Genomic DNA, 6,827 nt, shown 5'->3' on the forward strand with positions numbered 1-6,827 from the left:
ACATAGCACAGCCATAGTTTTCCCGAAAAATTACAATAATAGAGAAGCATCTTAAAATAGAATAAAAAGAGAATATTGCTTTGCTTTCTTGATATGGATGTACAACCAAGAATAAATTCATATGTCATTGTTTTATGATAAAACCGCTGCTATCCTGACTCGTTTTTTTGAGTCATCCATAAGGACTAATCATGGCTTTTTTAAATGAACATAAACATACACTTTTTGGTGTAGCCGCAATATTACTGTGGGGTTGCATTGTTGCTCTGATCAGAGATGTTTCTGAGTTATTTAGCCCCATAGGCGGGGCGGCAATGATGTATAGTATCAGCGCAATATTTTTAGTTGCGGTTATGGGGCTGCCAAAAATTAATGACTTCCCTAAACGCTACCTAATAATTGGCGGAGGGTTATTTGTTTTATATGAGATTTGCTTGGCGCTTTCTTTAGGTATGGCCAATAACCGCCACCAAGCCATGGAAATGGCGGTGATTAATTATTTATGGCCTGCACTAACGATACTGCTAACGGTTATTTTAGGTAAACGTAAAGTGAGTGTATTGGTTTATCCTAGTGTTTTTATTGCCTTCCTTGGCGTGGCTTGGTGTATAACAGGCGATAGTGGCCTTTCTCTCGATGTACTGATAAATAATATAACCGAAAATCCAATCACCTATCTTATGGCATTTTCTGCAGCATTTATTTGGGCTATTTACTGCCTAGTAACCAAAAATTTAAGCAACGGAAAAAATGCCACACCATTTTTATTTATCGCAACCGCTATTACTTTATGGATTAAATATGCTTTTAGTGATGAAGTCGGCTTTGAGTTTTCGCTCAGCTCAACATTTACATTATTACTCGCAGGTATTGTAATGGGCTCAGCTTATGCACTTTGGAATCAGGCTATTATTGGTGGAAACCTAATACTGTTAGGTACTTTATCGTATTTCACTCCTGTTTTTTCTACGATATTTTCGTCCGTATATTTATCTATTTCGTTGTCAGTCTCGTTCTGGCAAGGCGTTGCATTAGTCACGATCGGCTCACTCATTTGTTATTTTGTAACCAGAGAAAAAAGCCAAGCTAAATCATCACCCATAAATTAAACACACTACATTTTATAGACCATAGCTCTTTGTATGGTCTATACTTTTAATGATTTTCGTCATTATTAGAATCCATAACTACGTATTGTTAAATCACGGCTATACGACAACTGATTTACCAATAATTCAACTTGTGTAAGCATTTTACGCAGTTACTGCCATGTTGTTGCTGCTACATAACGGGTCCCCACAAACAGTTAGTTGCATGTAGATATCAGCCATACCTCATTGTCCAACTAGTAATTTTCCGTCTTTTACTATCAGTGGTTTGTGCCGATAAAGTAGTAACAACCAAGGCTTTTATAATTAGTAAAATAGAGTGGCTACTCAGCCACTCACTTACATTAACGGGAAACAAAGCCACCATTAATAAATAAAGTCTGCCCCGTCATCCATTGTGATTGAGCTGAAGCTAAAAACTGAATATGCGGTACAATGTCAGTAATCGTACCTAATCTATTTGCTACACTAGCTGCACACATATAGGCAGTTGATTGTTCGTTTTCTTCGCCATGGAAAAACGCTGTATCTATTGGTCCAGGGCAAACAGTGTTAACAGTGACCCCGCGACTACCAATTTCTTTAGCCAACGCTTTGGTAAAGTCTTCTAACGGTGCCTTTGAACCTGCATATAGAGCATAGTTTCCTGTAAAAGCAGCCAGCAATGACGTGCCCATACTAATGATTCGACCATTGTCTTCAATATGCTTAGCAGCCTCTTGCATCACAAAAAAGGCAGCTTTAGTATTTACATTAAACATTTCATCATAATCATCTTCTGTATACTCTGTGAATGGTCGTTTGATCACTTTACCTGCGTTATTAATTACTATATCGATACGACCAAAAGCCTCTTTAGCTTGAGTAAATAAATCAGTGACATTGCTTGGCTTGGAAAGCTCGCCTTGTACTAGTATAGCTCTTTGACCTGCTTGCTCAACTAAACCAGCAGTCACTTTAGCATCACTTGCTGAAGCATCGCTGTTGTAGTGAATAACAATATCACAGCCATCTTTTGCTAATGCCTCAGCAAACGCCCGCCCCATATTGCGTGCTGCCCCCGTGATAACTGCCACTTTACCTTGTTTTTGTGATGTCATGATTTTGCCCTTATTTGTTGAATTAATCACCAGACAACTATAACCTTAATGCACATAAAGAAAGAACCCACTAATAATTCATTTAATACATGCGAAAATTACAATAAGTAAATATGAAAGAGATAACAAATGAACAGCTTTTTATCAGAGTTACTGAAGCGGGTAGCTTTAAAAGAGCCGCTGAACTTCTCAATACCGATCCTTCTTCGGTCAGTCGCAGGATAGCTAATTTAGAAAAGCGCCTCGGTGTAAAACTTGTTGAGCGTTCAACTAAACATTCCACTCCAACAGAGTCAGGACAACAATACTACTCTGGGCTGAAAAGGTTATTGGGTGAACAAGAGTCTCTAGAAAACTTAATTAAAAACACGGTTAATAAACCTTCAGGCCTATTAAAAATTGCTGCTCCCCATGACTTTGGTTGTCAGTTTATTGTTCCTGTGCTTGAAGAAATGACTACGGATTACCCTGACTTATCTATTGAAATAGTATTAGGGAGCCAATTTGAAGATTTAAAATCACAAAGTATTGATGTTGCCATCAGAATTGGAAAACTGCCTAACTCAAGCCTTATCTGTAGAAAAATAGGTGAAGTGCCACGAGTTGCAGTTGCTTCAACAGGCTATATAAGCCAATTTGGTGCGCCACTAGACGTACAATCGCTTGCCACTCATAATTTTATTTTTTATAAAAAAACACAATATGATACGTCTATCTCTACAGATGAATTAAAAACTGAATTGCATGGAAACTTCACAGTAAATAGTGTTAGCGCAGTTAAACGACTCGTCTTAGATGATAAAGGAATTCACATAGGTCCAAAATGGGCCTTTAAAGAAGAACTTTTAAAAGGCGAAGTAATTCAATTACTCCCTGAATTAGCACTCACCAGCTTTCCAGTGCACGCATTGTACGTATCTAAAACGTATTTACCTGCAAAGGTTAAACAATTTATCCAAAAGCTAATAGATAAATATCAAGGTAATGACTTTACATAAAATGTTAGCAATCCATCAACATAATTAGTATCAGTAAAATGGACTTAGCACCATTTAGTCAGGGTATTCACGACTACCGTAATAAAGCTGAAGGATTTGACATAATAAGATACGCTTGCGCTTTAAAAACTGGCCCGAAAAAATCTAAACAATATTTAATTGTACCGCATAGCAAATGCGGTATTTTTATATTTCAATATTATTGATTACTTAACTGAAGCCCTAGCGCTGCTGCTTGGCTATAAGCATTATCGAGCGATAGTTGATGGCGTACATCGGCAAACTCTTGATACTCAGAGGCAATTTCATGAATGGTGCTCACGCCTAAATATTTGCTCAACGTACGTAAGTGCGGCACTAAATGGCTTATATGCTCACGTATACCACCTTGCTCAAAACCAAATTCACCGGTTGAAGTGATCACAACCAATGTTTTACCACCGAGCAAAGGCTGTAGCGGAAAGTCACCACGGGCAAGATCAAAATCAAAGGTTTGATTAATACGTATTACTTGATCAAACCATGCTTTTAACTGTGCGGGCATACCGTAGTTATACATAGGCGAGGAAATCACAATAATATCGGCTGCGGAAATTTCAGCGATTAATGTGTCTGACAAGGCCAGTAACTGTTGTTGCTCAGCAGTCTTTTTATCATCAGGGGTAAATACTGCGCCTATCCAGTCTTGAGTAATAAAAGGCGGAGGATTCACACCAACATCACGGTAAAAATACTCATCTATAACTTGGTGCTTTGCAAAGCTATCAATAAAATGCTTAGCAATATTTTTAGAGATTGAATCATGAGCTGGGTTGTCGTTTTTAACAGCTCTTACGCTTGCATCAACGTGAAGTAGGGTAGTCATACTGTTTATCCTGTTAGTAAATGTAGTTTAATCATCTAACTAACAGGCACATTTCACAAACGAGTAAACCTTAACTATAAATAAGTTATACTCACCTATAAATTAATTCTATTTGGTGTGAAGAATCCCCCATGCAAGTATCACTACAAGCACTCAAAGCCTTTGAAGCTGCGGCGCGTTTAGGCAGTTTTAAAGCCGCCGCGGATGAACTATCGCTCACGCCAACCGCGATTTCGCATCATATAAATAACCTTGAGAACCGTTTAAATGTGGATTTATTTTACCGCCAAGTTAGAAAAATAACCTTAACGCCAACTGGTGAATATTTAAGTGAAGCAACAAGCAACGGCTTTAACCTTATTAATCAAGCGCTAGCTACCGTACAAGCCAAAGGCACCGCCGTTAAAATAACCACTACGTCATCACTGGCCGCACTGCGTTTAATACCCGCATTACAGGAGCTATCAAAAAGTCAGCCCAATCTTGAAGTCGATATATCAACCAGTGAAGCCGTTGATAAGCAATTACACACCTTACCGATTCGTTTTGGTCAACAGCAGAATATAAACGCTGATGACATTATAAAAACCGAACAATTTAATCTGTTTGGATCACACAAAGCCGCGGATATCCCATGGCAAAACGGCCCAGTTACGCTCTATACCACTAAATGGAAAAACAACGCGCTAAGTGAGCCTCCAATTAAACAATGGCTTACTCAAAACAACTTAGATCCTGCGTTATTTAGTATTAAAACATTTGACCAAGAGCTATTTGGTATTCAAGAAGCTATGGCAGGCTCAGGACTGGTTTTTTGCTCAACCACGCTAGTACAACGATTATTAGACACCGAGTTACTTAAAAGCTTTAATACCCACGTAGTTGAATCTGACTTTTGCTACTACATACCTAATAAGCAGCGCTTTCAAACCCGAAATACTCGCCTCGTTTTAGAATGGGTAGAAGAGTTGTTGAGTTTATAAGCTCTGAGCAGCAATCAAAGTACGTAATAGCTAAAAGTAGGGGTTACTGATTTATCTTAGTGCTTTAGACTTTGTCTAATAGACAAAATAAGGATAACAGGTCAGTCAATGAATTTGATGTCTGAAGTCAAGATTTGCTCCCCTAGGTTTCTATGTAAATTCACACTAAGCAATTAGGGATTATTCATTCTTTCGAAATGATCTTTTAAATTGCCTACTATGTTATGGCATAGAATTATGAACGCCCTCTTCATCTTGTGTTAATCATTAGCAGCCCGTTAAACATGGCGCTAAAAATATGGTACTTTAGTCGCTGATATATTTAATAGCTATGGAAAGATAAATGAAAATACTCATATGGATTGGAATTATATTTTTAGTCATCCCCCTTGTTGGTGCCTTAATTGCGCTTATTCTTGGCTTATATGTTAATAATCCAAGCACACATAACGCAACTGCTTATGATAGTAAAATTAGCAATCAATATTACCTGCGAGAAGGTAAAGTTGTTTATGTTTTAGATGGCAATTTTTTCCAAATTGGAGGCTCCCCAATAGAAGGAGCTGACCCTGATACGTTCAGTGTGATTAGTCAGTCTTACGCTAAAGATAGTAATAGTGTTTATTACGACGGAAGACGGGTTGAGGGTGCTGCTCCTAATTCAATTCAGTTGGTAACACCGGGTATTAATGCAAGTAAAGATGAATCTGGTTATCTTATTAGTGGTGGCAAAGTTTTTTGTTATGGGCAAATGATAGAAGGAGCAGACGCCGCTTCGTTCTCTTATTTGTTGGGCTCATACGCCATGGATAAAGAATATTTATATTACTACATCGATGACAAATTTCCACGTAAAGCAATGCCTGAAGCGATTAAAAATGCGAACGAGCGTTATATTCGCCATGGTGAGCAGGTAATTTATCAGGGAAAAATAATTAGTAACGAAGCCAGTCGTTTTAAAATTATTAATGATGAGTATGCCGTAGACGGACAGCATGTTTATTCACATGGTGAGATTGTTGAAGGCATGGTAGCCGATGGCTTTACGGTGATTACGCCTTACTACAGAAAAGATAAAAATCAAGCGTACTACTTTAATACACCCATTCCAGAAAGTGATCCATCTACATTTAAAGTATTAAATGATTCTATTGCCAAAGATGGTAAGCACGTTTACTACAACGGTTATATTGTTGACAATAGAACGGTGGCAGAAGTGAGCCGGTCTGATGCCAGCGAGCTTGAGAAGATGTGGAAATGGAATTCTCTTCACTTAAGCCCAACGCGGGTGATTCTGGTTCCTACTGATGATGTTGAAGACATTACAAATAATTTTTATGCTTACAATAACGAAGTGTATAGCAGAAATAATAAACTGGTCGGTGTTAAACCTGAAGATGTGGTTATTCTTGATGAAGATGAAAAAATATTTGTGCGTATAGGATCTCAGATTTTTTATTATAATGCTGTAGTTGAGGATGCTGATCCAAACACTTTCACCGTAATAGCCGATCGTTTCTCAAAAGATGCTAAGCATGTTTATTGGGAGGTGTATAAGGTAGTCAATGCTGATCCGTTAACCTTTGAATATGAAAAAAATTTATATGCAGACGAGAACGATGCGGGTGAGTACTACTTAAAAAGATGGGAATAAACGCTCAAAGATACAGGGTATGACTATCTACTCTGTATCTTTATTGTGTATTCGACTATGACTTTCAAACAGTATGATAGTGCTCTCGTAACAATATCGACTCTCAATGGGGACATAG

At 38.0% G+C, this 6,827-nt stretch carries 6 protein-coding genes; 4 read left to right on the forward strand and 2 right to left on the reverse strand.

The window, feature by feature from the left end; all coding sequences use genetic code 11:
• Positions 1-191: 191 nt before the first annotated feature.
• Positions 192-1,109 carry an aromatic amino acid DMT transporter YddG gene (gene yddG / locus J7338_RS16335; protein ID WP_210798029.1) on the forward strand — a complete coding sequence of 306 codons (918 nt, stop codon included), beginning with the start codon at positions 192-194 and terminating at the stop codon, positions 1,107-1,109.
• Between the two features lie 344 nt (positions 1,110-1,453).
• Here yddG and J7338_RS16340 read toward each other — a convergent pair whose 3' ends face one another.
• Positions 1,454-2,209: an SDR family oxidoreductase gene (locus J7338_RS16340; protein WP_210798030.1), complete on the reverse strand. Its 756-nt coding sequence runs from the start codon at positions 2,207-2,209 to the stop codon at positions 1,454-1,456.
• Positions 2,210-2,322: 113 nt separating this feature from the next.
• Between J7338_RS16340 and J7338_RS16345 the strand changes: the two genes are divergently transcribed.
• On the forward strand, positions 2,323-3,207 hold the full coding sequence (locus tag J7338_RS16345; protein WP_210798031.1) for a LysR family transcriptional regulator: 885 nt from the start codon (positions 2,323-2,325) through the stop codon (positions 3,205-3,207).
• A 199-nt stretch (positions 3,208-3,406) separates the two neighbouring features.
• Here J7338_RS16345 and J7338_RS16350 read toward each other — a convergent pair whose 3' ends face one another.
• Complete coding sequence (locus J7338_RS16350) at positions 3,407-4,072, reverse strand: FMN-dependent NADH-azoreductase (protein WP_210798032.1); 666 nt, start codon at positions 4,070-4,072, stop codon at positions 3,407-3,409.
• A 131-nt stretch (positions 4,073-4,203) separates the two neighbouring features.
• On the opposite strand from J7338_RS16350, the gene J7338_RS16355 reads away from it, so the two are divergent.
• Both J7338_RS16355 and J7338_RS16360 read left to right on the forward strand, forming a co-directional pair.
• Positions 4,204-5,055: a LysR family transcriptional regulator gene (locus tag J7338_RS16355; protein ID WP_210798033.1), complete on the forward strand. Its 852-nt coding sequence runs from the start codon at positions 4,204-4,206 to the stop codon at positions 5,053-5,055.
• 343 nt (positions 5,056-5,398) lie between these two features.
• The gene (locus tag J7338_RS16360; protein WP_210798034.1) at positions 5,399-6,709 is read left to right on the forward strand and encodes a DKNYY domain-containing protein; all 1,311 of its coding nucleotides are present in this window, start codon (positions 5,399-5,401) and stop codon (positions 6,707-6,709) included.
• Positions 6,710-6,827 lie beyond the last annotated feature (118 nt).

Source organism: Pseudoalteromonas ostreae, from assembly GCF_018069805.1.
GTDB classification, from domain to species: domain Bacteria; phylum Pseudomonadota; class Gammaproteobacteria; order Enterobacterales; family Alteromonadaceae; genus Pseudoalteromonas; species Pseudoalteromonas ostreae.